20 protein-coding genes are annotated in these 22606 nt (G+C 72.8%); 15 read left to right on the forward strand and 5 right to left on the reverse strand.

Annotated elements, in window-relative coordinates; all coding sequences use genetic code 11:
• Positions 1–355 precede the first annotated feature (355 nt).
• Positions 356–1984: an LCP family protein gene (locus FHX44_RS09145; RefSeq protein ID WP_170308846.1), complete on the forward strand. Its 1629-nt coding sequence runs from the start codon at positions 356–358 to the stop codon at positions 1982–1984.
• 145 nt (positions 1985–2129) lie between these two features.
• On the opposite strand, the gene FHX44_RS09150 is transcribed toward FHX44_RS09145, so the two are convergent.
• Both FHX44_RS09150 and FHX44_RS09155 read right to left on the reverse strand, forming a co-directional pair.
• Positions 2130–2816 carry a response regulator gene (locus tag FHX44_RS09150; protein ID WP_147255089.1) on the reverse strand — a complete coding sequence of 229 codons (687 nt, stop codon included), beginning with the start codon at positions 2814–2816 and terminating at the stop codon, positions 2130–2132.
• Positions 2813–4387 carry a sensor histidine kinase gene (locus FHX44_RS09155; RefSeq protein WP_147255090.1) on the reverse strand — a complete coding sequence of 525 codons (1575 nt, stop codon included), beginning with the start codon at positions 4385–4387 and terminating at the stop codon, positions 2813–2815. Before FHX44_RS09155 ends, FHX44_RS09150 begins: the two co-directional genes overlap by 4 nt.
• A 157-nt stretch (positions 4388–4544) precedes the next feature.
• On the opposite strand from FHX44_RS09155, the gene FHX44_RS09160 reads away from it, so the two are divergent.
• From FHX44_RS09160 to FHX44_RS09175, 4 genes are all read left to right on the forward strand, one after another.
• Positions 4545–5888 carry a cation:dicarboxylate symporter family transporter gene (locus FHX44_RS09160; protein WP_147255091.1) on the forward strand — a complete coding sequence of 448 codons (1344 nt, stop codon included), beginning with the start codon at positions 4545–4547 and terminating at the stop codon, positions 5886–5888.
• Between the two features lie 516 nt (positions 5889–6404).
• Positions 6405–7307: an SMP-30/gluconolactonase/LRE family protein gene (locus FHX44_RS09165; protein WP_147255092.1), complete on the forward strand. Its 903-nt coding sequence runs from the start codon at positions 6405–6407 to the stop codon at positions 7305–7307.
• Positions 7308–7448: 141 nt separating this feature from the next.
• The gene (gene mihF, locus FHX44_RS09170) at positions 7449–7760 is read left to right on the forward strand and encodes an integration host factor, actinobacterial type (RefSeq protein ID WP_147255093.1); all 312 of its coding nucleotides are present in this window, start codon (positions 7449–7451) and stop codon (positions 7758–7760) included.
• Between the two features lie 122 nt (positions 7761–7882).
• Positions 7883–8758, forward strand: coding sequence for an alpha/beta fold hydrolase (locus tag FHX44_RS09175; protein WP_147255094.1), 876 nt, complete (start codon positions 7883–7885; stop codon positions 8756–8758).
• Between the two features lie 40 nt (positions 8759–8798).
• Here the strand turns inward: FHX44_RS09175 and FHX44_RS09180 are convergent, their stop codons facing one another.
• A complete protein-coding gene (locus FHX44_RS09180; RefSeq protein WP_147255095.1) occupies positions 8799–9362 on the reverse strand; it encodes a TetR/AcrR family transcriptional regulator in 564 nt (187 codons plus the stop codon).
• Positions 9363–9422: 60 nt separating this feature from the next.
• On the opposite strand from FHX44_RS09180, the gene FHX44_RS09185 reads away from it, so the two are divergent.
• The 4 genes from FHX44_RS09185 (at position 9423) to FHX44_RS09195 (ending at position 12278) form a co-directional block, all read left to right on the forward strand.
• Entirely contained in the window at positions 9423–10316 is an 894-nt protein-coding gene (locus FHX44_RS09185) for a TIGR03620 family F420-dependent LLM class oxidoreductase (protein ID WP_147255096.1), read from the forward strand.
• An 80-nt stretch (positions 10317–10396) separates the two neighbouring features.
• A complete protein-coding gene (locus tag FHX44_RS42075) occupies positions 10397–10561 on the forward strand; it encodes a hypothetical protein (RefSeq protein ID WP_170308847.1) in 165 nt (54 codons plus the stop codon).
• Between the two features lie 356 nt (positions 10562–10917).
• On the forward strand, positions 10918–11805 hold the full coding sequence (locus FHX44_RS09190; RefSeq protein WP_170308848.1) for a ParA family protein: 888 nt from the start codon (positions 10918–10920) through the stop codon (positions 11803–11805).
• Positions 11802–12278: a hypothetical protein gene (locus FHX44_RS09195; protein ID WP_147255098.1), complete on the forward strand. Its 477-nt coding sequence runs from the start codon at positions 11802–11804 to the stop codon at positions 12276–12278. The genes FHX44_RS09190 and FHX44_RS09195 overlap by 4 nt, the downstream gene beginning before the upstream one ends.
• A 43-nt stretch (positions 12279–12321) precedes the next feature.
• On the opposite strand, the gene FHX44_RS09200 is transcribed toward FHX44_RS09195, so the two are convergent.
• Positions 12322–13545, reverse strand: coding sequence for a TMEM165/GDT1 family protein (locus FHX44_RS09200; protein ID WP_147255099.1), 1224 nt, complete (start codon positions 13543–13545; stop codon positions 12322–12324).
• A gap of 135 nt (positions 13546–13680) precedes the next feature.
• Between FHX44_RS09200 and FHX44_RS09205 the strand changes: the two genes are divergently transcribed.
• From FHX44_RS09205 to FHX44_RS09230, 6 genes are all read left to right on the forward strand, one after another.
• Positions 13681–14403 carry a GntR family transcriptional regulator gene (locus tag FHX44_RS09205; RefSeq protein WP_147255100.1) on the forward strand — a complete coding sequence of 241 codons (723 nt, stop codon included), beginning with the start codon at positions 13681–13683 and terminating at the stop codon, positions 14401–14403.
• A 530-nt stretch (positions 14404–14933) separates the two neighbouring features.
• Positions 14934–16097 (forward strand): sugar ABC transporter substrate-binding protein, encoded by a 1164-nt coding sequence (locus FHX44_RS09210; protein WP_212612392.1) that lies wholly within the window; start codon positions 14934–14936, stop codon positions 16095–16097.
• Between the two features lie 34 nt (positions 16098–16131).
• Complete coding sequence (locus FHX44_RS09215) at positions 16132–17091, forward strand: carbohydrate ABC transporter permease (RefSeq protein ID WP_147255101.1); 960 nt, start codon at positions 16132–16134, stop codon at positions 17089–17091.
• Positions 17088–17897, forward strand: a complete 810-nt coding sequence (locus FHX44_RS09220) for a carbohydrate ABC transporter permease (protein ID WP_246170282.1) — start codon at positions 17088–17090, stop codon at positions 17895–17897. The genes FHX44_RS09215 and FHX44_RS09220 overlap by 4 nt, the downstream gene beginning before the upstream one ends.
• A gap of 121 nt (positions 17898–18018) precedes the next feature.
• Entirely contained in the window at positions 18019–19611 is a 1593-nt protein-coding gene (locus tag FHX44_RS09225; RefSeq protein WP_147255102.1) for a trypsin-like peptidase domain-containing protein, read from the forward strand.
• 125 nt (positions 19612–19736) lie between these two features.
• The gene (locus tag FHX44_RS09230; RefSeq protein ID WP_212612393.1) at positions 19737–21134 is read left to right on the forward strand and encodes a S1C family serine protease; all 1398 of its coding nucleotides are present in this window, start codon (positions 19737–19739) and stop codon (positions 21132–21134) included.
• 63 nt (positions 21135–21197) lie between these two features.
• Here the strand turns inward: FHX44_RS09230 and FHX44_RS09235 are convergent, their stop codons facing one another.
• Positions 21198–22367: a CaiB/BaiF CoA transferase family protein gene (locus tag FHX44_RS09235; RefSeq protein ID WP_147255103.1), complete on the reverse strand. Its 1170-nt coding sequence runs from the start codon at positions 22365–22367 to the stop codon at positions 21198–21200.
• Between the last annotated feature and the right edge of the window lie 239 nt (positions 22368–22606).

Below are 22606 nucleotides of genomic sequence, written 5' to 3' on the forward strand. Positions count from 1 at the left end.
CCGCCAGGGGTTCTCCCGGCAGCAACCCCCCAGCCGGCAACCGCCGCGCCAACCGCAGGAGCGCCAGCAACCGCCACGGCAGCAGCACCCGCGCCAGCAGCCCCCGCCGCCGGCGGCCCGCCGCTCCGACCGCGGGCACCGAGCCGTGCCGCCTTCGCGCCACCCGCAGCCGCCGCGGCCCGTGGCTCCGTCCGACGCCACCCGTGCGATGCCGGTTCACCGTCCACCACGGCCGCGCGACGCGGAGCCCGCCACCAGTCCCGTTCCCCGGCCCGCACCGGGCAACCCGCGCCCCCCGTCGCGCGGGGCGCATCGCAGGTCCTCGGCAGCGGCGCGCGCCGCAGTGACCACGGCCATGCCCACTGCCCCGCCGCTGGCCACGCCGCTGGACGACGACCCCGAGCCCCCGACCGTCCGCAACGGAGCTGTCCCGCCTGCACGCACCTCGGTGGCGCGCACCCCCACCCGTCGTCGCCCCGGACCTCCGGCCGACGAGGTGGAACAGGAGGCGGAGGAGGGGGCGCCCCGGCGTTCCTTCGGCAAGGCGCTCGCCGCCGCCGCTGCATCCACCGTGGCGCCCGGCTCGGGCCACCTCATGCTGCACCGCACCCGCACCGGCGCCGTGATCCTCGGCACGTTCCTGCTGGTCATCGCCGTGCTCGTGATCCTGGTGCTCACCTCGGACACCACCGAGCTGCTCAAGACGGCCCTGTCGTCCAACGTGCTGCTCATGGCCACCATCGGCTGCGTGGTGGCGGCGATCGCCTGGGTGGCGGTGATCGTCCGCGCCTACCTGCTCGCACGGCCGCCGGGGCTCGGGGCGGTCCGGCAGACGATCGGCGTGGCCACGGTCGTCGCGCTGTGCCTGGTGGTGGCCGCGCCACTCGGATTCGGCGCCAACCTCGCCAACTCGCAGCGCACCCTGCTCGGCGACCTCTTCGCAGGGGGCGGCGGCACCTCGGCGGCCGAGGCCATCGCGAAGCCGAAGCTCAACGTCCTGCTCGTGGGCAGCGACGCCGGGCCGGACCGCAAGGGCGCACGCACCGACACGATGATGGTCGCCAACATCGACACGAAGACCGGCCGCACCGTCCTGTTCGCGCTGCCCCGCAACATCATGTTCGCCCAGTTCCCGCCGGACTCCCCGATGGGCGAGGAGTTCCCGGACGGCTTCCACAACCCCGACGACCCGCTGTCGGGCGACTACCTGCTCAACGCCGTGTACGCGTGGGGGCTCACGCACCCGAAGATGGCCCCGGAAGGCCCGACGTCCGACCCGGGCCTGAACCTGCTCCACGAGACGGTCGCCTACATGCTGGGCCTGCAGCTCGACTACTACATCGAGGTCAACATGGCCGGGTTCGCATCGATCATCGATGCGCTCGGCGGCCTGACCGTCGACGTCGGACCGGAACGCATCCCGATCGGCGGGATCACCCCGAGCGGCCGCCACGTGCGCCCCGACGGCTACATCGAGCCCGGCGTCCAGCAGCTGTCCGGCGAGCAGGCGCTCGCGTTCGCCCGCTCCCGCACCAACTCCTCCGACTACGCCCGCATGGGCCGCCAGCGCTGCCTCCTGCAGACCATCCTCACGCAGAAGAGCCCCGCCGACATGCTCACCAACTTCCAGAGCGTCGCGTCGGCCACCACCAACAGCGTGTCCACCAACATCCCGCAGGCCGTGCTGCCTGCGCTCGCGGCGCTCGCCGGCAACGGGGTCTCGCTGGAGAGCGTGTCGTTCGACCCGAGCCTCCCCGACCCGTCCACCGATGACGGCCACTTCAGCACCGGGGACCCGAACTTCTCCTACATGCGTGAGGTCGTCCAGGACGCGGTGAACCGTCCCCCGGCCCCGCCCGCTCCCCCCACGAGGGCGGCGGCCCCCACCACCCGCGCCGGTCGCGACGACGACGAGGAGGACTCGGCGTCCGAGGAGGAGCAGGAGGCCTCGGCCACCCCCACCTCCCTGGCGGAGTCCTGCTGAGAGGCCCTGGACGAGCTGAACGCAGCCACGCCCGCCATGATCAGCGATTCGGTGCGAACGCGGCCGCATCCGGCCGTTCTCGCACCGACCTGCCGATCACCAGACCGCGTTCACTGCGCCGGCCGCCGGCGGTGAGCCCGAGGGTTCAGCCGGACGCCCCGCCGGGCCGCCACCGGTACTCGGTCTGCGGCCGCCCGGTGGGGCCGTAGCGGGCGGCACGCTCGGCGAGGCCGGTCTCCACCAGGTACTCCAGGTAGCGCCGGGCGGTCACGCGGGAAGCCCCGACGGCCTCGGCCACCTCCGCGGCGGTGCACCCGTCCGCGCCTTCCAGCGCCGCGCGGACGGCGTCCAGCGACTCCCGGCTCACGCCCTTGGGCAGGCCGCCGGCCTCCGCGGGTGCGCGGAGGCGCCCGAACAGGTCGTCGACGTCGTCCTGGGCCACTACTGGGCCGGCACCGAGCCGCTCGCGGTAGTCCAGGTACCCCTCCAGCTTGCGGCGTACGGCGCTGAACGTGAACGGCTTGACCAGGTACTGCGTGGCGCCGAACGCGACGGCGGCCTGCACCACGGCGACGTCCCGCGCCCGGGTCACCATGATCACGTCCGCCGTGTGCCCCGCGGCCCGCATCCGGCGCAGCACCTCGAGCCCGTTCGTGTCGGGCAGGTGGACGTCGAGCAGCACGAGGTCGACGGGGGTGGTCGCCAGGGCGCGCAGCGCGTCGGCTCCGGACGCGGCGCTCGCGGCGACCGTGAAGCCCCGCACGCGCTCGACGTAGCTCGCGTGGGCGGCGGCGGCCACGGGATCGTCCTCGACGACGAGCGTGCGGATCACGCCCGCACCAGCGGCAGCCGCACCGTGAACTCCGCCTTCCCCGTGAGGTGGACCGCACCACCGTGGCGCTGGGCGGCCCGGCGCACCAGGGCGAGCCCGAGTCCGCGCCCCATGCCGTCGTGCGGTTTGGTGCTGAAACCGCGCTCGAAGGCGCGCTCGGCGTCCTCGGGCGCGATCCCGGGCCCGCTGTCGCTGATCCGCAGCTCCACCGCGTCGTCGTCGACGTCGGCGCCGAAGCGCACCCAGCGCGGCTGCGGGCCGTCCTGCGCGGCGTCGATGGCGTTGTCGAGCAGGTTCCCGACGATGGTGACCAGATCGCGGGGGTCGGCGAGCCCACCCGGCACGTGCGTGCCCTCCTCGAGGCGCAGCTCGACACCCCTCTCGCCCGCCGCGGCCGCCTTGCCGACGACCAGCGCCGCGACCTCGGGCACCGCGATCCCGGAGACGACGGCGTCGGTGAGGTGCTGGGCGGTCTCCAGCTCGGCCGCGGCGAACTCGAGGGCCTCGTCGGCGCGCCCGAGCTCGATCAGCGAGATGACGGTGTGCAGCTGGTTGGCCGCCTCGTGCGCCTGAGCGTGCAGCGAGTCGGCGAACCCGCGCACGGTCTGCAGCTCGCTGACCAGCTGCCGCAGCTCCGTGTGGTCCCGCAGGGTGACGACGGTGCCGAGGTGGCGGCCGCCCCAGCGCGCCGCGCCCTGGCTCACGACCACGATCCGGTCGGCCGTCAGGTGGATCTCGTCGTCGCGGGCCTGCCCATCGGCGAGCGCATCACCCAGCGGTGCCGGCAGCCCGATCTCGTCCACCCGGCGACCGTTGACGTCGGCCGGGAGCGCCAGCAGCCGGCGTGCCTCGTCGTTCACCAGCTGCACCCGGCCCTCGCGGTCGAGCAGCAGCAGCCCTTCACGCACCGCGTGCAGCACCGCGTCGTAGTACTCGTACATCCGCGCCAGCTCGGCCGGGCCCATGTCGTGCGTTGAGCGCCGCAGCCACCGGCTCACCAGCCACGATCCGGCGGCGGCCAGCAGCAGCGCGGCCGCGACGGCGGCGAGCACGAGCGGCACCTGCCGTTCCAGGTCGCGGGCCACGGCCGTGATCGACCGTCCCACCGAGACCAGTGCCACCACGCGCCCGCCGTCGAACACCGGCACGACCGCGCGGACCGACGGGCCGAGCGTGCCGGTGTAGGTCTCGGTGAAGTGGTTGTCCCCTGCGGCCGCCGGCGCGATCGTCCCGACGAACCGGCGACCGATCTCGCTGGGCGTGGGGTGCGAGTAGCGGATCCCGTCGGGGGTCATCACGACGACGAAGTCGGTGGCGGTGTCGGCCCGCACCCGCTCGGCGAGCGGCTGCAGCACCGCGCTGGGCCGGGGGTCGTCGAGCGCGGCCCGCACGTCAGGCGACACGGCCAGTGTGTGGGCGATGCCGAGCATCTCCTCCGCGGTGGCCGCCCGCTCGGCCTCCCGCAGCTGCAGGTAACTGGCCAGGGCCAGCCCGATCAGCACGATCCCGGCGATCGCGGCCTGCAACGCGAACAGCTGCCGGGCGAGGCTCCAACCGCCTGCGCGCCCCATCGACCGCTCCTCGCTCAGGTCTCGAAGTCGTCGTACGAAATGAACAGAAGAGCGACGATAACCAGCCCGCGCCGCATGCTCGCCGCGATGGTCGCCGGTATCCCGGCACCGGTGCAATCGCCTGAATTCGCCAGAGTCGTCGGCTTCGGAGGAACCCGTGACAGACACCAGCTCGCCACCCCGGCGGGATCGCACGCATTACCTCTACATCGCCGTGATCGTCGCAGTGCTCGCGGGCGTCGTGGTCGGCCTGGCCGCCCCGGCGCTCGGCGAGGCGCTCAAGCCGGTCGGCACCGCGTTCGTCAACCTGATCAAGATGATGATCTCGCCGGTCATCTTCTGCACGATCGTGCTCGGCATCGGGTCGATCCGCCAGGCGGCGAAGGTGGGTCGCGTCGGCGGGCTCGCGCTCGGGTACTTCATCGCGATGTCCACGGTCGCGCTGGTCATCGGCCTGGTCGTGGGCAACATCGTGCAGCCGGGCACCGGCCTGGACGTGGGCGGTATCGAGGCCTACAACGCGCCCGAGGGCGAGTCGACCTCGGAGTTCCTGATGGGCATCATCCCGACGACCCTGTTCTCCCCGCTCGTCGGCGACAGCGTGCTGTCCACGCTGTTCGTCGCGCTGCTGGTCGGGTTCGCGGTGCAGGCGCTCGGCCGGTCCGGCGAGCCGATCCTGCGCGGCGTCAAGCACGTCGAGCGGCTGGTCTTCCGGGTGCTCGCGATGATCATGTGGGCCGCGCCGGTCGGCGCGTTCGGCGCCATCGCCGCGGTGGTGGGCGAGACCGGCTGGTCGGCGATCGTCGCGCTGTTCCAGGTGATGGCCGCGTTCTACATCACCTGCGTGCTGTTCGTGTTCGTCGTGCTGGGGACGCTCCTGCGGTTCGCGGCCGGCATCAACATCTTCTCGCTGCTGCGCTACCTCGGCCGCGAGTTCCTGCTGATCGTCTCGACCTCGTCGTCGGAGTCGGCGCTGCCGCGCCTGATCGCGAAGATGGAGCACGCCGGCATCTCGCGGCCGGTCGTCGGCATCACGGTGCCCACCGGCTACTCGTTCAACCTCGACGGCACCGCGATCTACCTGACGATGGCCTCGCTCTTCATCGCCGACGCCCTCGGCAGGCCGATGGCCATCAGCGAGCAGATCGGCCTGCTGCTGTTCATGATCATCGCGTCGAAGGGTGCCGCGGGCGTCACCGGCGCCGGGCTCGCCACGCTGGCGGGCGGGCTCGCATCGCACCGGCCGGACCTCGTCGACGGCGTCGGCATCATCGTCGGGATCGACCGGTTCATGTCCGAGGCCAGGGCGCTCACCAACTTCGCGGGCAACGCCGTCGCGACCGTCCTGATCGGGCACTGGGTGGGCGAGTTCGACCGCGAGAAGGCCGATCGCGTGCTGCGCGGCGAGGACCCCTTCGACGAGGCCACGATGCTCGACGACGCGGACGAGGCGCCCCAGCCGTCCGCTCCCCAGCCGGAGAAGGCCGCCACCAGCGCTTGATCCCCAGCCGGACGGTGCCCCGCCCACCCATGGGGCGCCGTTCGGCGTGCGCGCTCTGGCCATCACGGCCTTCGGTGGCGCCGCGCATCGTGCGGGGCCGCCCCTCAGAGCTCAAGGGCGCCTACGGCGTCGCTCCGCGATCGCTACGCGACCCTTGACCTCCGAGCCTCTGCGACCCCTCCGGGCAGCACAACACGGGCAGGCCACGGGCCTGCCCTTCGGGCGCGCAGCGCCACCGAAGGCGGTGTGGGCGGACATGATCAATGCTTCGGAATTCTCCGCCGGTCAGGCGCCCCTTCTCGGCTCATGCACCCCGTCGACGGGTCGCGTGGCACGACAAGGCGTGCGTGGACGGACAACGGGTGCGCGGCGGCGCATCTCAGGCCGGTGAGGCCACCCGACAACGCGCTCGAGGTAGACACCAGCGGGGTCTGAGCTCGATCGAACCCCGCTGAGGTCTATCTCGCGCGTGTCGACGAACGCCGTCGCCCGCGGCGCGCTGCTCTACTGGACGGCATGAGTCGAGAGATCGCCGCCGAGCAGGCCACCGCCGCCGTCGCCGAGCACGGTGAGGGGCCCGTGTGGGACGCGAGCCGTGGGGTGCTCGCCTCCGTCGACATGCTGCGCGGTGACCTGCTCACCGTCGACCTGCTGCGCGACGGGGTGGAGCAGGCCGAGGTGCGCCGCCGGCACGTGGGCGACGTGCTCGCCGCGCTGCGCCCGCGGGCCCGCGGCGGCTGGGTCGTGGCCCTGGAGCGCGGGTTCGGCCTGCTCGACGAGCCGGGAGCGCGCGGGGAGGGCCCAGCGGGAGGCGGGGGCGCCCGGTCGCTCGGCGAGCTGTGGCAGGACGAGACCGTCCGGATGAACGACGGGGGCTGCGACCCCTCCGGCGCGTTCTGGTGCGGCTCGATGGCCTACGACTCCACGCCCGGCCGCGGCTCGCTGTACCGGCTCGCCCCGGACGGCTCGGTCGCCACGATGCTCACCGGCGTCACGGTCTCCAACGGCCTCTGCTGGACACCGGACGGCGCCCGCGCCTACTACGTCGACTCCCACACCCGCCGGATCGACGTGCTGACCGTCGACCTCGCCGCACCCGCTGTGACCTCGCGGGAACCGTTCGTCGAGGTCGAGGGCGGCACGCCCGACGGCCTCACCGTCGACGCCGAGGGCGGGGTCTGGGTGGCGCTGTGGGGTGGCTCCGCCGTGCACCGCTACACGGCCGACGGCGAGCTCGACATCGTGGTCCTGCTACCCACCACACACCCCACTGCCTGCGCGTTCGCCGGTCCGGAGCTGGACGAGCTGTGGATCACGACATCGGCGATGGGTGCGGGTGTGTCGGACGGCCGCGCAGGCGCCCTGTACCGCTGTGTGCCGGGTGTGCGCGGGCTCGAACCACTCCCCTACCGGGGATGAAACGCCCCCGACCGGGGAAGACCGTTCGGCGCGGAACGGGGGGCGCGCGCGTGGCGCTGCGCGGTTCTGTCACCCTTGACGGCCAAGATGACCTGCGCACATCCCAGCCGGGGTGGACGCACGGAGAGGAGAGAAGTCGACATGGCACTGCCCACGCTCACTCCGGAGCAGCGCGCCGAGGCCCTGAAGAAGGCCGCGGCCGCCCGCACCGCTCGCAAGGAGCTCCGCGACGCGATCGCCCGTGGCGAGCAGACGATTCCCGCGGTGCTCGACCGCGCCAAGACCGACCAGGTCGTCGGCAAGACGAAGGTCGCCGACCTTCTCAAGAGCCTGCCCGGCTACGGTCCCGCCAAGGTCTCGGCGCTGCTGGAGCAGACCGGCATCGACGCGTCGCGTCGCGCCGCCGGCCTCGGCGAGCGCCAGCGCCAGGCGCTCATCGACGCGCTCAAGTGACACCCGCCGCCCGGCGCCCGGCCTAGATCACCATCTGGTCCCGGGCCCGGGCGGGGTGGCGCCCGCCACGCGGGCGCCCCCATCGATCGACACCGACACCGCCGACGGGCAGGCTGCACGCCGTGGAACGTTTCGTCGACGTCGAGCCCGGTGTCCGCCTGTGGGTCGAGGACATCGAGCCCACCGGGCCCCACCCGGGTGAACCGCTGCTGCTCGTGATGGGCGCCAACTCGTCCGGCCTGGTCTGGCCGGACGCCCTCGTCGCCCAGCTCGCCGAGCACCATCGCGTCATCCGCTACGACCACCGCGACACCGGACGCTCCACGGCCACCTTCGAGGACGATCCCTACGGCATCGGCGACCTCGCCGACGACGCGCTCGCGGTGCTCGACGCGCTCGACGTGCCCCGCGCCCACGTGGTCGGGATGTCGATGGGCGGGTACCTCGTGCAGCTGATCCTGCTCGACCATCCCGACCGCATCGCCACCGCCACCCTCTTCTGCACCGGCCCGCTGCCGTTCCCCGACCCCACGACCGCGCCGGCCCTCCCCGGTCCGGAGGAGGCGCTGCTGCGGCTGTGGGCCGAGATGGACGATCCGCGCGACCTCGAGGGCGAGATCGCGTGGCGGCTGGAGCACTGGCGGATGCTCAACGGCTCCGGCACCCTGTTCGACCCCGCGGAGTTCCGCGCGCTGGAGGAGCGGGTGATCGCCCACACCGGCCGGCACGAGCCGGTGGTGGCGCACGCCCGGATGGACACCGACGGCATGGAGCGCGGCCCCGAGCTGGCGGGCGTCACCGTGCCGACGCTCGTGATCGAGGCGCCGGAGGACCCGGCGTTCCCGCCGCCCAACGCGAGCGTGCTCGCCCGCTCGATCGGGCAGGGCAGGCTGGTCCGGATCCCGGGCATGGGCCATGCGATCAACCGCACCGTGATCTCCCCGCTGGCCGCCGCGATCCTCTCCCAGACCACGCGGGCCGCCGCCGCGCCCGCCTGAGTGCTCCCGGTGGTCGAGTAGGGACCTGCGGACGGATCGACTACCGCACGGCCGCGAGGGCGTCGCGGACGAGGCCGAGCAGGCGGTCGGCGCGGCCATCGCCGCCGACCTGCTCGACCACCCACGCGATCCCGGCGACGATCGCGAGCACGTCCTCGGTCGACACGTCCGCCCGGATGGACCCCGCGGCCCGAGCCGCCGCGAAGAGCCGCGCCGCCCCTCCCTGCATCCGGGTGCACGACGCGTGCAGCGGCGAGCCCTCCTCGTCCAGCCCCACCAGCACCGACCGCGGCAGCCCGCGGTAGGTGCCGCTGTGCGACGCGAACAGGCGCAGCCAGCCGAGCACGTCCTCCACACCGACCGGTTCGGCCAGCAGGGCGTCGGCCTCGTCCGCGAGCTCCTGCAGGCTCCGCTCGAACAGCCCGGCGAGCAGGTCCTCCCTCGTCGGGAAGTGCCGGTAGAGGGTGCCGATGGCGACCCCTGCGCGCCGGGCCACCTCCTCGAGGGACGCGTCCGTGCCGCGCTCGGCGAACAGGGCGTGCGCCGTCTCGAGCAGCCGCGCCCGGTTGCGGCGTGCGTCGGCGCGCCGCGGAGCACTTGACATGAGGCACCCTCCGCTCAGCCTTCGTGAGGCAACCTCACATTAGGTGAACCGGGGGACAGCATGGAGATCGGGCGCGTCGGGGTGTGGACGTGGGGCTTCGACCACCTGCCGTGGGCGCAGGTCGCGGACGCGGCGCGCGAGGTGGACGAGCTGGGGTACGGAACGCTCTGGTTCGGCGAGGGCACCGGACGGGACGCGCCCACGCAGTCGGCGCTGCTGCTCGGCGCCACCCGGCGCATCGTCGTCGCGCCCGGTGTCGTCTCCATCCCGCGCCACGAGCCCACCACCCTCGCCCGCGCCGAGCGCACCCTCGCCGAGGCGTTCCCCGGCCGGTTCGTGCTCGGGCTCGGGGTGGGGGCGAAGGTCATCGCCGACGAGGTCGGGCGTGCGTGGACGTCACCGGCGGCGACGATGGCCGGCTTCCTCGACGCGATGGACGCCGCGAGGACCACGGCGCCGGCACCGGCCACCCCCGCGCCGCGGGTGCTCGCGGCGCTCGGCCCCCGCATGCTCGAGTTGGCGGCGAAGCGGACCTGGGGCGCCCACCCGTTCCTGATGCCCGTGGAACACACCGCGTACGCGCGGGAACGCGTCGGCCCGGACACGCTGCTCGTCGCGCACCAGAACGTCGTTCTCGACCCCGACCGGGGCCGGGCCCGGGAGACGGCCCGCACGGCGCTCGCAGGTTTCATCGCGAACGTCCACGTCGCTCCGTCCCGCTGGCGGATGATGCGGCAGCTCCGCGGGTTCGACGAGTCGGACCTCGCCGACGGGGGGAGCGACCGCCTCGTCGACGCGCTCACCGCGTTCGGAGACGTGGATGCCGTGACCGCGCAGGTGCAGGAACAGTTCGCGGCGGGCGCCGACCACGTCTGCATCTCGATCGTCACCCCGGAGCCGCACCCCGTCGTGGGTCTGGCGGCGCTGCGTGAGCTGGCCCCGGCCATGCTGTAACGCGGAGCACGCACGGGTGGTGTGAGCGATCGTCTCGCGGGGCACACTCGGCGGGCACGTCCAGACGACGGAGGGACAGCATGGGCATCGAGAACCCGGACGCCGACGTGGTCGAGCAGCTGCAGAGCGCCGACGGCAGCGAGGAGCCCGCGGAGGACAGGACCGACCTGCCGTCCGAGGCCGACCCCGCCGACGTCGCCGAGCAGCGCATCGCTCTGCCGGACGACGACGACTACGACCGCTGAGCCGCCGGTCGAGTGACCCCGGCTCGCGTGACGTCGGCACTGTGTGATGACGATCCGTCGCTGCGCAAGCCCACTCACCCGATCGAGTGATCCTTCCCTCAGTCCATCCGGGGTAGACCGGCCCGGCGCGACGCCCTACGCGGCGTGAATCGCATCTCCGCTGGTAGGGCGCGTAACTGATCCACTCCGCTGCGGAGCCCCCGTGTCGGGCCTCCGATGCGCGGCCCTAGAGTCTGCCCCCTCGGCCGGTGCGCCGATGCCGCCGCACTGCAGTCGGCGTACGCCGATTGGCCTAGGTGCAGCCCTCCTCTGGGCGTATGGCATCGTTCGCGCGGCGTGCTGCGGGAGGAGAACGGGTGAAGGTCGTCGCCGTCATCAACCACAAGGGAGGGGTGGGCAAGACCACCCTCACGGCCAACCTCGGCGCCGGTTTCGCGGCCCGAGGTCAGAAGGTGCTGCTCATCGATCTGGACGGGCAGGCCAGCCTCACGATCTCGTTCTTCACTCAGAGCGAATGGACGGCTGACCTGCTGCCGGAGAAGACGATCAAGCACTGGTTCGATCGGATCGGGAGCGGGAACGAGGAGAGCCCGGCGAAGCTCGTCTCCACCCCGCCTCGCGTCCAGGACAAGCTGGCGCGTGGAACCGGGCAGCTCGACCTCATCGCCGCCCACCGCGACCTCACGGACGTGGAGACCAATCTCGCGGCCGAGCTGCTCGCGGCACCGGGCCGCTTCGGCGAGCTGCACGGGAGCCTGCGCCAGATGCTCGCCCACGAGGATTTCGCCGACTACGACACGGTCCTCATCGACTGCGCCCCCAACTTCGGGCTCATCGCCAAGAACGCCGTCGCCGCCAGCGACCTGCTGCTGATCCCGACCAAGCCGGACTACCTGTCGACCAACGGCATCGACTCGCTCGGCCTCAAGATCCGCTCGTTCGTCGAGGAGTACAACGAGCACTCCCCGGTGCCGGTCGAGCGGCCCGCTGCGTCCGTCGTGTTCACGATGGTGCAGAACCAGAACGGCGCCCCGATCGAGGCGCAGCGCAGCGTGATCAGCCGGATCGAGGCCCGGGAGGTGCCGACGTTCGCCACCACGATCCGCGACAGCAAGGCCGTCTACGGCCCAGCACCCGAACACGGGGTCCCGGTGATCCTCGGAGGTACGGGCCGCGCGGCCACGCGCGAGCTCCGCGACATGGTGTCCGAGCTGTCGGGCCGGCTGGAGAGGATCGCAGCATGATGGGACACGAGCCGATCGACGTCGAGTCGCTCCCCAGCTCCCCGCTCCCTTCACAGCCGCTCGCGATCGCGCTGCAGAAGGCCGTTGCACTGCTCGAGTCGCTCAGCCGCGAGCAGCTCGAGGCCATCGCCTCCGGCGCGGGCAAGCTCGTCTACCAGCCGGCGACGGCCCCGACGCCGGCTCCTACCGTGCGCCGCCGCGAGGCCGTGCAGCGGCCGTCGGGCGTCGACATCGAGGCCGCGGTCGCCGACATCAACCGGTTCGCCACGCCCGGCGAGGTGTCCGACTACCTGCAGAAGCGCGGCGTCGAGTTCACGGTGCCGGTGCTGAAGGAGATCGCCCGCGCACTGGGGCCCACGGTGAACAGCACGGGCCGCACGAAGACCCAGCTCCGCCGCGACATCATCGAGGGCACGGCGGGCTTCCGGGTCCGCTCCGCCGCCATGTCCGGCGGCGCCTGGTCGAAGCCCTGAACCGGTCGTGAGTGGATAGGAGTGCTCCGGCACTCCTGTCCACTCACGACCGCGACGGCGTCAGCCGGGGTAGGTAGCGGCCCGTCCGTGCCGCGTAGGCGAGGTACTCCTCGCCGTGCAGCTGCGCCAGCATCGGTTCCCGCACCGCACGCACCTGGATCCGCACCGACACGACCAGCAGCACCGCGGCCAGCACCCCGACCAGCGTCGGCACCATGACGAGCGTGCCCGCGGTGGCGAGCACGATTCCGGTGAGCCCCGGGTTGCGCATCCGCGACCGCAGGCCGCTGCGGGCGAGCACCGGGTCGGCGGGGCCACCACGGCGCAGCTCGAACTGCGAGGCGAGGACCAGGGACACCCCGAGCAGGGCGAGCCCTGCGCCGATCACGACGACGCCGGGGTCGTCGAACAGCGCGATCGGATCGATGACGTCGGCGGCGACCAGCAGCGGTGCCACCAGGCCGAGCACGGTAGCGACGCCGTAGAGCAGGCGCGCCCACCACGCTGCCGAGCCGGGCACCCGCGCCGCCCGGCCGATCTCGCGGCGGGCGGGCGAGGCGTGCAGCAGCCTGCGTCCGCCGACCGCGGCCAGCACCGCAACGAGGGCGGCGATCGTGAGCGCCAGCCAGCCTGCGGCGTGGTGGTCCAGCACGTCTGCGACCACGGTCCAGGTGGAGCGGCCGGTGAGCTCCCCCGCGGCGTCCGCCGCGAGCGAGACGCCGAACAGGAAGAACAGCACGGCGGCGCCGATCGCCACGGCGCGCTCGGGCAGCAGCCGCCCCAGCTTCCGCCCGACGACGATCGCCAGCGCGTCCGCGGCCACCATCCCGAGCGTGGAACCGACCCACACGCCGAACCAGCCGTACTGGGTGGCGAGGGTGATCGTCGCGAGCATCGTCTTGTCGCCGAGCTCGGCGAGGAAGAACGCCACCGACGAGGTGAGGACGGCCGAGCCGGTGGCTCGCTCGGCCTTCGCCCGCTCACCCGCGGTGAGCCGGTCCCCGCGCAGGGTCCAGGCGCCGAACCCGATGAACGCGACGGCGGCCACGAGCGCGATCCAGCCGGTGGGGAGTGCGCTGCCCAGCCCGTGCCCGACCGCGACGGAGAGCAGGTGCACCGCCGTGGTGGCGAGCGTGATGCCCACGAGCACCGGCAGCGCGCGGTAGCGCGTGGCGAACGCGAGGGCCATCAGCTGGGACTTGTCGCCGAGCTCGGCGACGAACACGACCCCGAAGCTGACGGCGAAGGCGAGCAGGAATCCGTCCATGTCGCGGTCGACGCTACGAGCGTTCACGGCAGCGGCTGGACTGCAAAATTCGGTTAGCGTGAGCTAACGAGCCGGGTCGGGGCCGCTAACCGCGGGGGATCGCGCCCAGGGCGACCGCTGGTGTACCAATGGGCTATGAGCGCTCCGTCGGCGGAGACCGACAAGCAGCGGCGCCTGCGCGCGCGGCTCGCCGAGCTGATCGCCGCGATGTCCCCCGGCGAGCCGCTGCCGGCCGAGCGCGACCTGGCGCGGGAGCTCGGCGTCGCCCGGATGACGCTGCGCCGCGCCGTCGACGGGCTCGTCGCCGAGGCCGTGCTCGTCCGCAGGCAGGGTGCAGGCACGTTCGTCGCGCCGGCCAAGGTGGCGCACCGCCTCGCGGCCAACTCGTTCTCGGCCGACATGCGCTCGCGCGGCCTGCGCCCCGGCAGTCGCACGCTGAGGTCGGGCTTCGCTCCTGCAGGGGTCATGCTGGCCGCGCTGCTCGAGGTGCCGACCGGCACGCCCGTGCTGCACGTGCGGCGGCTCCGGCTGGCCGACGACGAACCCATGGCGGTGGAGGACCTGCACGTCCCGGGCGACCTCGTGCCCGGGCTCACCGGCGCCGACCTGGAGGACCGCTCCTACTACGAGCTGCTCGCCGAGCGCTACGGCCACCGCATCGCGTCCGGCACCCAGACCGCAGAGGCCGCGCTCACCAGCGCCGAGGACGCGGCGGTGCTCGGCATCGAGCCGGGTGCGCCCGCGTTCTGCTTCGAGCGCACCTGCCGCGTGGACGGCGGGCGGGTGGCCGAGTTCGTGCGGTCGGTCTACCGGGGCGACCGGTACCGGATCATGGCCGACATTTTCCCTACAGCGTAGAACTGCCTCCGCTTCGCTCCGGCGTGCTCGCGGGCCCTTCGAGGCGCTGCCCTGCTCCTCCGGTGCTCGGTCGCTCGTTCCTCGCTCCCTGCGCGCCTCCCCCGCAGGACAGCGCCGGCCCGCGAGCGTAGAACTGCCTCCGCTTCGCTCCGGCGTGCTCGCGGGCCCTTCGAGGCGCTGCCCTGCTCCTCCGGTGCTCGGTCGCTCGTTCCTCGCTCCCTGCGCGCCTCCCCCGCAGGACAGCGCCGGCCCGCGAGCGTAGAACCGCCTCCGCTTCGCTCCGGCGGCGGCTCATCCAACCGTTACATGGTCACGCTTGACGTCATCGGGGTGACCGACACTACAGTCCGACCATTTAGACCTCTGGTCTCAAAGCGTCGGAAGGGGACTCCATGTCGTCGATGCCAGGATCCCGGACGGCACGACGGAGCGCGGTGGCGGTTCTCGCCGCGGCGGCGTTGGCCCTGACCGGCTGCGGCGGTGATGCGGCCTCCGACGGGAGTGGTGACCGCACGCTAACCGTCTGGATCATGGAGGGCACCAACCCGGACGCCCAGCCGTTCTTCTCCGAGCTCTCCGCGGCGTTCCAGCAGCGGACCGGCGCAACGCTCGACGTCCAGTTCGTGCAGTGGGCCGGCGCGCACGACAAGTTCGTCACCTCCATCGCGGGCGGCACGACGCCGGACGTCGCGGAGGTCGGCACCACGTGGGTCGCCGAGTTCGCCGACGCGGGTGCGCTGGCCGACCTCGCCCCCCGCGTGCGGGACGCGGGTCTCACCGATGACCTGGTCGCCGGGCTGGCCGAGGCGGGCACGCTCGGTGACGCGCTCTACGGCATGCCCTGGTACGCCGGGGTCCGCTCGGTCATCTACCGCACCGACGTCTTCGCCGAGCTCGGCCTCGCGCCACCCACCACGTGGGACGAGCTGGTCGCCGTGGGGCAGCGGATCAAGCAGGCCCGCCCCGATCTCGTCCCGCTGCCGATCGCGGGCGACGACGAGTTCGTCGTGTACCCGTTCCTCTGGGGCACAGGCGGTCAGGTCGCCACGCAGAACGGCGGCGCGTGGACCAGCGGCGTCGACTCGCCCCAGGCCCGCCAGGGCATCCAGTTCTACGCCGACCTCGCGCTTGAGCACGGCTTCTCCACGCCCGCGGCGGCCAACTGGCGGGGCACCGACGTGTCCGACGCGTTCGCCAAGGGACAGGCCGCGATGATCTTCTCCGGCAACTGGGTGCCCAAGGCGATCGTCGAGGACGCCCCCGACCTGCAGGGCAAGATCGGCGCGTTCCCGATCCCGGGCCCGACCGGTGGGCTCGCCCCCTCCGTGCTGGGCGGCTCGCTGCTGTCGGTCTTCGAGACCAGCGACGACCCGGATCTGGCGTGGCAGCTCGTCGAGATGATGGGCACCGGGGAGTTCGCCGCGAAGTGGGCGCAGCAGTCCGGCTACTTCCCGGGGAGCACGGCACTGCTGGACGAGGCCGTCCGCTCGCCCGATCCGCTCGTCGCGCCGTTCGCCCGGCAGATGGCCGAGGCCGGGCGCAGCGTGCCGGTCACGCCGGCCTTCGGCCAGATCCAGGGCAAGAAGACGATCGCGGCGATGATGCGCTCCATCCTCACCGGCGAGGCCACCGTGGAGCAGGCCACCTCCGCCGCGGCGGCGGAGATGAACGAGATCTTCGCCAGCGGCGCATGACCGCCGACGCACTCCCTCCCGCGGGGGCGACAACATGACCGTCGCCGAGCGCACCGACGTCGATCTCGGCGTGGCGCCACCCGCACCACGCCGGCCGTGCCGCCGCGCCGGGGCCGCCCGGCCGTGGCTGCTGCTCGCGCCCGCCCTGCTGGTGATGGGCGGGCTGCTGCTCTACCCGCTGCTGCGGGTGCTGGCGCTCTCGCTGCAGGACTTCGGCCTGCGCGAACTGGTGTCGGGCCGCACGAAGTGGGTCGGGTTCGACAACTACGCGGAGCTGCTCGGCAACGCGGACCTGTGGGCCACGGTGCTGCCCAACACCGTGGTGTTCGCCGTGGTGGCGGTGGCGCTCACCGTCGTGTTCGGCACGCTGGTGGCGCTGCTGCTGGCCCGGCTCACACCCCTCGTCCGCGGCCTCGTCACCACGGCGATCATGGTGGCCTGGGCGATGCCGGCGGTCACCGGCACGTACGTGTGGGTGTTCGTGTTCACGCCGGGCGACGGCATCGCGGTGCAGGCGCTCGACGCGCTCGGCCTCCTCGACGCCGCCACCGCGAACCCGTTCTCCAACCGGCTGTCGTTCTACGCCGTCGCCGCGCTCAACGTGGTGCACCACGGGTTCCCGTTCGTGGCGCTCACGGTGCTCGCCGGCCTGCTGACGATCCCGCGGGAGCTCACGGAGGCGGCGATCGTGGACGGCGCCGGCCCGTGGCGCCGCTTCTGGTCGCTGACGTTCCCGATGCTACGGCCGGTGTTCGCCGTGGTCACCGTGCTGTCGACGATCTGGGACTTCAAGGTCTTCACCCAGATCTACCTGATGCCCGGCGGCGACGGGGTCAACCGCAACGTGCTCACGCTCGGCACCTGGTCCTACGTCGAGTCCTTCGCCCAGAACCGCTACGGCCTCGGCGCCGCGATCGCGGTGCTGCTCACCGCGCTGCTGCTGGTGGTCACGGTCGCCTACCTACGGCTGCTGTTCCGGGACGAGGAGCTGTGAGGGCCGCCGCGAAGGGGCTGGCCGTCACCGGCGTGCTCGTCTTCACGCTGTTCCCCGTCTACCTCATGATCGTCACGGCGCTGAACGGCGAGGCGAACGCCGGCTCGCGCACCCTGTGGCCGGACGAGTGGACGCTGGACAACTTCGCCTACGTCGTCACCGAGGGCGGCTTCGGCCGGTACCTGACGAACTCGCTCACCGTCGCGCTCGCCACCGTGCTCGCGGGCGCCCTGCTCGCGCTGCTGGCCGCCGTGGCCGTCGCCCGGTTCCGGTTCCGGTTCCGCACCTCGGTGCTGGTGATGGTGCTGATCATCCAGATGGTGCCGGTGGAGGCGCTGGTCATCCCGCTGTTCATCCAGGCACGCACCATGGCGATGCTCGACACGCTCGCCGGGCTCGTCGTCGTGTACCTGGCGTTCTCGCTGCCGTTCGCGATCTGGACCCTGCGCGGGTTCGTCGCCGCCGTGCCCGTCGAACTGGAGGAGGCCGCCTACCTCGACGGCGCCTCATGGGGCCGGATGTTCCGGTCGGTGCTGCTGCCGCTGGTGGCCCCGGGGCTCGTCGCCACGAGCGTGTTCTCGTTCATCGTGGCCTGGAACGAGTTCATCTTCGCCCTGACGTTCATGTCCGACGACCAGAACTACACGGTGGCCGTCGGGCTGCGCCGCTTCTTCGGGCAGCACGCCACCGACTGGGGCGCGGTGATGGCCGCGTCCACACTGATCACGATCCCGGTGATGGTGTTCTTCGTGATCGCACAGAAGCGGCTCACCGACGGCCTGGTCGCAGGCGCGGTCAAGGGGTGACCCGGGCCGCGCCGTGTGATCGGGGTCTCATTCCAGGTCCCCCAACCGGTCCGATCCGAGCGAGGTCGTCCCCGATGTCAGGTTGATCAGGAGCATCTGGGCACCGATCGGGGGCCAAACAATGGAGCCACGAACCGACGAGCCGGTTCCCGAGCCGACGGCCGCGCCGGCGCTGTCACGTCTGGCCCGGTGGGCCGTGGCCGTCGCCGCGGCACTGGTGGTCACGGCGTGCGGCGCCCCGGCCGGGGATGTCGTGCGACCGCCGCACGAGGTCGCCTCGCCGTCGGAACGGGCCGCTGCCACTCTGCAACCCGCCCTGGTGCGCATCACCGGGACGTTCACCGGCTGGGTGCACAACCAGGACGGTGCGTACGCCAACGGTGGCCGCCCCTTCACGTACACGGCCACCTGCACCGGATTCGGGGTGCACCCCGACGGTTACGTCGCCACCGCAGGCCACTGCGTCGACACGACCGGCCCGGGTGGTGCGCGGGAGCCGTTCATCCAGGCGGCCGCAGAACAGCTGGTCGCGGCCATGCCCCATCTCCGGCTGGAAGACGTGATCGCCCACGGCCGCTCCACCTGGAGCGTCCAGGGACGCACCGCCGACTCCCCCATCGTGAGCGAGATCCGCGTCAGCGGCATCCCCGGCGCTCCGGCCGACGGGCTGCCGGCCCGCGTCGTCGACGTCCGGCCGCTCATGGAGGGCGACGTCGCGCTGCTGAAGGTCGAGAGCCCGAACCTGCCCACGCTCGAGCTCTCCACCGGCACCGACGTCCCCGTAGGCACACAGCTGCTCGCTGCCGGCTACCCGCGAACCGTGGGCGAGCTCGCAGGCCCGGACGCGCAGCCGTCGATCAAGGACGGTGCCGTCAACGGCACCCAGAGCGTCGGCAGCGGATCCGTCTACGAGATCAGCGCCGCGCTCGACCACGGCATGAGCGGCGGCCCGACCGTCGACCACGCCGGCCGGGTGATCGGCATCAACAGCCTCCGCGGGAGCGACACGCAGCCGTTCAACTTCGTCGTCCCCGCGAGCGGGATCGCCGAGCTGCTCAGCCGCAACGGCATGCGCAACGAAGCGGGCCCACGCGACCTGCTCTACCGCGAGGCCCTCGGCGCCTACTACGCGGGCGAGTACACCGACGCGATCGACGCACTGGACCGCCTTCTGCAGGAGGTGCCCGCGCACGCCCGGGCCGGCAAGCTGCGCGCCGATGCAGAAGCAGCCCGTGGACGACACGGCGACGCATCCGAGAACCACCGCGATCAGATGCTCGTCTGGGTGAGCGCGGGGGGCGGAACCGTCCTGCTCATCGTGGTGGTCGGCGCGGTACTGATGACGCGCAGGCGCCGCACGAAGCCCGCGGTGTACGTGCCGGCACCGCCGGCGTCACTCGCCTGGCCGCACGCCCAGGGGCAATGGCCGGGCGGACCGGGCGCGCCGTTCGCGGCACCTGCACAGCAGCCGGTGGGGGCCGCCGGGCGGCCGTACCACCCCTACCCCCCGGCCCCGCGCGGCCCGGCTCGATACGGCGCGGCTCCGGCTGGAATCGGTCCCGTTCGAAACGGCCCGCCTCGAAACGGCCCGGCGCGAAACGGCCCGGCCCTCGTCAGCCCGCGCGACGGCGCCACGGTCGTGCTGCGCACACCGGCCGCCGTGGCCCATCCGGCGAGGCCCGAGCCGCCGGCACCTGCAGACGGCAGGAAGTAGCGCGGCCGTGCACGCGCCGATGTCGTCGCCGAGATGGTGCACCCGATAGCCCGATCAGGGGTTTCGACTGGTATTCCCAGGTGGTCCTCAGGACGGCCTCAGATTCCTGGCGCATCGTCGTTGGCATGAGCGACGAGCAGAGGGAGCACGGCCGGGACGCGAGCGCCTCGACCGGTGACTCCCGTACCGCGCAGTACCCCGTTCCGTCGTACGCGGGCGCCGCGGGACCGGCGCACGCGCAAGGTGCCGGCCAGCAGGCCCCTCCTGGCGACCCCTCGGCCGCGTACGGCCAGCCGCAGGGGCCTGCTGGCGGCTTCTTCCCGCCGCCGCCGGACCACTTCCAGGGCCCGCCCACGGCCACGCTGCCGCCCCAGCCGCGCAGGCAGCGCGGGATGGCGGCGGTCGTGGCCACCGCGGTGATCGCCGGCCTCGTCGGCGGCGGCGCCGGTTTCGGCGGCGCGTACGCGCTGCTCGGCGACGGCTCCGGCGGCACCAGCCTCTCGTCGGCGCCGCAGGGCTCGAGCTCGGTGAACGCCGCGCCCGGTTCGGTCACCGCAGCCGCCCAGACGGTGCTGCCCAGCACCGTCGACATCCGCGCCACCCTCGCGCAGGGCGAGGCCGAGGGAAGCGGCGTCGTCCTCACCGCGGGCGGGGACATCCTGACCAACAACCACGTCGTCGCCGGTAGCCGCGAGCTCACGGTCACCCTCCAGGACGGCAGCGAGCACCCGGCCACGGTCGTCGGCAGCTCGCCCAGCTACGACATCGCGGTGATCCGGCTGCAGGGCGCCTCCGGGCTCACGCCGGCGACGCTCGGCGACAGCTCCTCGCTGCAGGTCGGCCAGCCCGTCGTGGCGATCGGGTCACCGCGCGGCCTCACCGGCACCGTCACCACCGGCATCGTCAGCGCGCAGAACCGCACCGTCACGGTGCAGGGCGAGGACGGCCAGGCGGTCGTCTACAACGGCCTGCAGACCGACGCCCCGATCAACCCGGGCAACTCCGGTGGCCCGCTGGTGAACCTCGACGGCCAGGTCGTCGGCATCAACTCGGCCATCGAGACCACGGGCCAGAACGCCGGCAGCATCGGGCTCGGCTTCGCGATCCCGATCGACCAGGCCCGCCGCGTGGCCGAGGAGATCATGAACACCGGTGCCGCCACCAAGCCGGTGCTCGGGGTGCAGGGCAGCATCGCCGCCAGCAGCGACGACGGCGCGCAGATCGCGGCCGTGCAGCCGGGCGCACCCGCCGAGGCGGCCGGGCTGCGGGCGGGCGACGTCGTCACGAAGGTCGGCGACGCACCGGTGGCCGACTTCGCGGACCTCATGGCCCGGGTCGGGGCGCACGCCCCCGGCGAGCAGGTCGCACTGACCGTCACGAACGGCGGCGCCGAGCGCACCGTGAACGTCACGCTGGGCAGCCAGCCCGACCAGGCGGCGACGACCAGCCCGAGCGGCGGCGGAAGCCGCACCCCGTTCGGCGGCCAGAACCCCTTCGGCAACCCGTTCGGTGGCGGCAACTGACCGCTCCCTGGGTACAGGAAAGCCACATTCAGGGCCTCGTAGGCCTTGAATGTGGCTTTCCTGTCATTCCGACAGGAGCCAGGCCCGGATCTCCTCGCCGTCCGCATCGAGCGCGGGCGGCGGCTTGCGGTAGGACGGCGGGGTCGCCGAGTACGTCACGGGGTTGCGGACGCTCGGGACGCCGCCCGGCTCCACCACCGGGTCGAGGCCGAGGCGCTTCGCCAGCGCGAGGCCCTCGTCGAGGGTGTTGATCGGACCGCAGGGCACACCCGCGGGCGCGAGGATGTCGAACCACTCCTGCGCCGTCTTCGTCGCCAGCCGCGCGAGCAGCAGCGGGCGCAGCTCGTCGCGGTGGGCGTTGCGGGAGCCCATCGTGGCGAAGCGCGGGTCGTCGAGCAGCTCGGGGGCGCCGATGGCGGTGACGAGCTTGCGGAACTGGCCGTCGTTGCCGGCGATGACGATCAGCTCACCGTCGCCGGTGGGCAGCGGCTCGTACGGGAAGAGGGACAGGTGGGCGTTGCCGAGCCTGCCGGGCACCACCCCACCCGCGAGCACCGCCGACGCCTGGTTGACCAGGCCGGACAGCGCCGCCGACAGCAGGTTCGTCTCCACCTTCTGCCCCTCACCGGTGCGCTCGCGGTGGTGCAGCGCGGCGACGATCGCGAGCGCCGCGTGCAGGCCGGTGATCACGTCGAACACCGCGACGCCCGCGCGGTAGGGCGGCCCGTCGGCGTCGCCGGTGAGGCTCATCAGACCGGACGTGGCCTGCACGAGCAGGTCGTATCCGGGCAGCGCCGCCCCGCCGGCCGTGCCGAAACCGCTGATCGAGCAGTAGACGACCCGCGGGTTGGCGGCCGACACCGCGTCGTGGTCGAGCCCGAACCGCGCGAGGCCGCCCGGCTTGAAGTTCTCGATCATGACGTCGGCACGGGCGGCGAGCCGCTTCGCGACGTCGAGGTCGGCCGGGTCGGCGAGGTCGAGCACGATCGACCGCTTGTTCCGGTTGATCGACAGGTAGTAGGTGGCGGTGCCGTCCGCGCTGGTGGGCGGCACCCAGGTGCGCGTGTCGTCCCCGGTGCGCGGGCCCTCGACCTTGATGACGGTGGCGCCGAGGTCGGCCAGCAGCATCGTGGCGTACGGCCCGGCCAGGATGCGGGAGAAGTCGGCGACCAGCACTCCGGAGAGTGGGCCGCTGACCGGGCTTCCGTCGACGACGTCGTTGGCATTGCTCACGCTGCAGATCCTAGGAACTGTGCCGGCGACGCTTGTGCGAGTCGGGGTGGGTCGGCGCAATCCTCGAGTGCCGTCGCGTCGGTCGGTCGGAGATCCACCACCCCCCTGCCCGCTCGCCCTCTCTGATCCACCACCGGGACTCGAGCGGGCGCGACGCGCGTTGCGCGGATGCGGTCGGGCGGGTGGCCGGCTTGGAGAACACCGATCCCGTGGGCGCCTTGCGAGATGCTCGCCTCGCC

Source organism: Pseudonocardia hierapolitana, from assembly GCF_007994075.1.
Classification (GTDB): Bacteria; Actinomycetota; Actinomycetes; order Mycobacteriales; family Pseudonocardiaceae; genus Pseudonocardia; species Pseudonocardia hierapolitana.

What these genes read in the sequence shown, in the direction of transcription:
- FHX44_RS09145 (WP_170308846.1), top strand. Translation starts at nt 356, where the DNA reads ATGCCCACTGCCCCGCCGCTGGCCACGCCGCTGGACGACGACCCCGAG.
- FHX44_RS09155 (WP_147255090.1), bottom strand. Translation starts at nt 4,387, where the DNA reads ATGGGGCGCGCAGGCGGTTGGAGCCTCGCCCGGCAGCTGTTCGCGTTG.
- FHX44_RS09165 (WP_147255092.1), top strand. Translation starts at nt 6,405, where the DNA reads ATGAGTCGAGAGATCGCCGCCGAGCAGGCCACCGCCGCCGTCGCCGAG.
- mihF (WP_147255093.1), top strand. Translation starts at nt 7,449, where the DNA reads ATGGCACTGCCCACGCTCACTCCGGAGCAGCGCGCCGAGGCCCTGAAG.
- FHX44_RS09180 (WP_147255095.1), bottom strand. Translation starts at nt 9,362, where the DNA reads ATGTCAAGTGCTCCGCGGCGCGCCGACGCACGCCGCAACCGGGCGCGG.
- FHX44_RS09185 (WP_147255096.1), top strand. Translation starts at nt 9,423, where the DNA reads ATGGAGATCGGGCGCGTCGGGGTGTGGACGTGGGGCTTCGACCACCTG.
- FHX44_RS42075 (WP_170308847.1), top strand. Translation starts at nt 10,397, where the DNA reads ATGGGCATCGAGAACCCGGACGCCGACGTGGTCGAGCAGCTGCAGAGC.
- FHX44_RS09195 (WP_147255098.1), top strand. Translation starts at nt 11,802, where the DNA reads ATGATGGGACACGAGCCGATCGACGTCGAGTCGCTCCCCAGCTCCCCG.
- FHX44_RS09200 (WP_147255099.1), bottom strand. Translation starts at nt 13,545, where the DNA reads ATGGACGGATTCCTGCTCGCCTTCGCCGTCAGCTTCGGGGTCGTGTTC.
- FHX44_RS09205 (WP_147255100.1), top strand. Translation starts at nt 13,681, where the DNA reads ATGAGCGCTCCGTCGGCGGAGACCGACAAGCAGCGGCGCCTGCGCGCG.
- FHX44_RS09210 (WP_212612392.1), top strand. Translation starts at nt 14,934, where the DNA reads ATGGAGGGCACCAACCCGGACGCCCAGCCGTTCTTCTCCGAGCTCTCC.
- FHX44_RS09215 (WP_147255101.1), top strand. Translation starts at nt 16,132, where the DNA reads ATGACCGTCGCCGAGCGCACCGACGTCGATCTCGGCGTGGCGCCACCC.
- FHX44_RS09225 (WP_147255102.1), top strand. Translation starts at nt 18,019, where the DNA reads ATGGAGCCACGAACCGACGAGCCGGTTCCCGAGCCGACGGCCGCGCCG.
- FHX44_RS09230 (WP_212612393.1), top strand. Translation starts at nt 19,737, where the DNA reads ATGAGCGACGAGCAGAGGGAGCACGGCCGGGACGCGAGCGCCTCGACC.